This window comes from Streptomyces xylophagus, from assembly GCF_000716435.1.
Classification (GTDB): domain Bacteria; phylum Actinomycetota; class Actinomycetes; order Streptomycetales; family Streptomycetaceae; genus Streptomyces; species Streptomyces xylophagus.
This window is the reverse complement of the sequence record NZ_JNWO01000083.1, coordinates 1-1,973: the sequence shown is the minus strand read 5'-3', so window position 1 is coordinate 1,973 and position 1,973 is coordinate 1. Positions and strand designations below refer to the sequence as shown.

The window sequence follows — 1,973 nt, the reverse complement described above, 5'->3', positions numbered from 1 at the left end:
GGCTAACACAGACGGCAGCGGCCGTGTGCTGCCTCTTTCGACGCGCGTAGCGCTGAGTCCGTTCACGGAAGGATACCACTACGTCACGCCAGCGGGTTCGGTCAGCTCGGGCTCGGCGTTCGCCTACAACGTTTGGGTAGCGGGCTCGGTTCATTAAGACCGCGCCTCCCCAAAACAATTCCCCAGGAGACACCATCACATGACTGGTACAGCGTTTGGGCCGCAAGGCCCGAACTATTCGACCGCGCGCCCGCCTGCCGACCCGAAGGCCAGTGCGGGCACTGATACGTGGTTCAAGAACTGTTCGGCCGCTGGCGCGAAGGACGGCACGTTCGCGACGGCCGACTTCTTCAACGTCTTCATCGGCAACCTCCGCTACCTTGTGCGCCAAGCAGGCGTCACGCTCGACGACGCCACGGACACGATGGTCTATCAGGCCGTGCTGTCCATGATCCAAGCGAACATGGGCGGCGGTGGAGGCGGCACGTTGGTGATCCGGCGAACCAGTCGGCCTACGTCATCCAGGCCCCGCCGACGCTCACCGGCTACTCCGCGCTCGTTTACGCGGGTGGTGCTGCTCTGAACTTGCGTGGTCTCACCGTCTATACCACGCGCACCGACATGCAGTTGATCCAGGCTGCGTACACCGGCACGATCTCGATGAGCAACGTGACGGCGCAGTTCGGTGCTACCTCGCCGAACTATCATATCAACGGCGTCAGCGGCGGCTCGGTCAATATCAACGGCAACGTCAACATTCAGGGCAACAGTGCCTCGGCGCTCTCGGCGCAGGTTGGCGGAAGCGTTTCGGTGCAGACAAGTTGCACGGTGACGTTGGTCGGCACCCCGGCGTTCTCGGTCGGCACCATATACGCCGGAGCGGTTGGCTCGGTCTATCTGGTCGGCGGCTTCAGCGGAACGGCGACCGGCCCTGCCTACTACGGTTATCAGAGCGGTGCGTTCCTCACGGGCGGCAAGACAATCCCCGGCAGCACCGCTGGCGTTCTCGCTTCAGGAGCTACCTTCTCATGACCTTGTTTTCTACCCCTTTCAACCCGATGAACTGGTACTTCCTGTCGGAAGACGGTCGCATCTACAGCACCGCTACGATGTCACTCGTCGCGGCGAGCGACGCCGCCTTCCAGGCGTGGCAGTCGATGGGGCTGGTGCCGTCGCCCTGGCCGGGTAACGGCGCGGCCAACCAGACGGAGGACACGATCCGCGCGCAGCTCGTCCCGTACGGCTGGCCCTGCGGCGACATCTCGCTCCGTCAGTTCTTCCAACAGCTCGCCATCGCGGGGATCATCACGCAGGACGAAGCGCTCGCGGTCTATGACAACCGGCGCACGCTGCCCGCGAAGATCGAGACGGTGGTTGCGGCGATGTCGGCGAACGACGCGTTCGATGCCCGCATGCACCTGCTCGGCGGACAGACCGTGGAGCGCAATCATCCGATGGTGAAGATTTTCTGCCCGTCACAGAACATGACGCCGCTGGATATCGACGCGTTCTTCCGGGCCGCAGGGGCGCTGCACTAACAGCCTCTCAGCTCTATCAGTCGCAGAAACGGCCGTCCCTCGGGGCGGCCGTTCTGCATTCAAGGATCACCCATGTTCAAGCAAATAGAAGCTCGGCTCGTCGCCGACTGGCGATGGGTGGTGAAGCGCTCTTGGTCTGTGCGCTTCCTCGGCCTGTCGTGTCTGTTCGAAGGCGCGAACGCAGTGCTGCCGAGATACGAGACCTTCTTCAACTACAACCTTTTCTCGGTGCTCACGCTCGTCTGCACGGTGGGCGCACTCGCATCGAGATTCATCGCCCAAGAAAAGGAAGACTGACATGGCACCCACAAAGCGCCAACTCGTCGGGGGCATGTCGGTCGCCGCACTGATCGCCGCCGCTATCCCCATCGCCATCCCGAGCGTGCAGAAGCACGAAGGCGTCTGGTACACCGCGAAGATCGACCAGATCGGAAC

Annotated in this window: 4 protein-coding genes; all 4 read left to right on the top strand. The window is 62.8% G+C overall.

The window, feature by feature from the left end; all coding sequences use genetic code 11:
* Window positions 1–199 precede the first annotated feature (199 nt).
* The 4 genes from OO70_RS50290 (at window position 200) to OO70_RS55160 (ending at window position 1,835) form a co-directional block, all read left to right on the top strand.
* Entirely contained in the window at window positions 200–583 is a 384-nt protein-coding gene (locus OO70_RS50290; protein ID WP_043688237.1) for a hypothetical protein, read from the top strand.
* A gap of 2 nt (window positions 584–585) precedes the next feature.
* Window positions 586–1,032, top strand: coding sequence for a hypothetical protein (locus OO70_RS50285; protein WP_043688236.1), 447 nt, complete (start codon window positions 586–588; stop codon window positions 1,030–1,032).
* The gene (locus OO70_RS50280; RefSeq protein ID WP_158711683.1) at window positions 1,029–1,538 is read left to right on the top strand and encodes a hypothetical protein; all 510 of its coding nucleotides are present in this window, start codon (window positions 1,029–1,031) and stop codon (window positions 1,536–1,538) included. The genes OO70_RS50285 and OO70_RS50280 overlap by 4 nt, the downstream gene beginning before the upstream one ends.
* 72 nt (window positions 1,539–1,610) lie before the next feature.
* Complete coding sequence (locus OO70_RS55160; RefSeq protein ID WP_030529760.1) at window positions 1,611–1,835, top strand: DUF7940 domain-containing protein; 225 nt, start codon at window positions 1,611–1,613, stop codon at window positions 1,833–1,835.
* The last annotated feature ends 138 nt before the right edge of the window (window positions 1,836–1,973 follow it).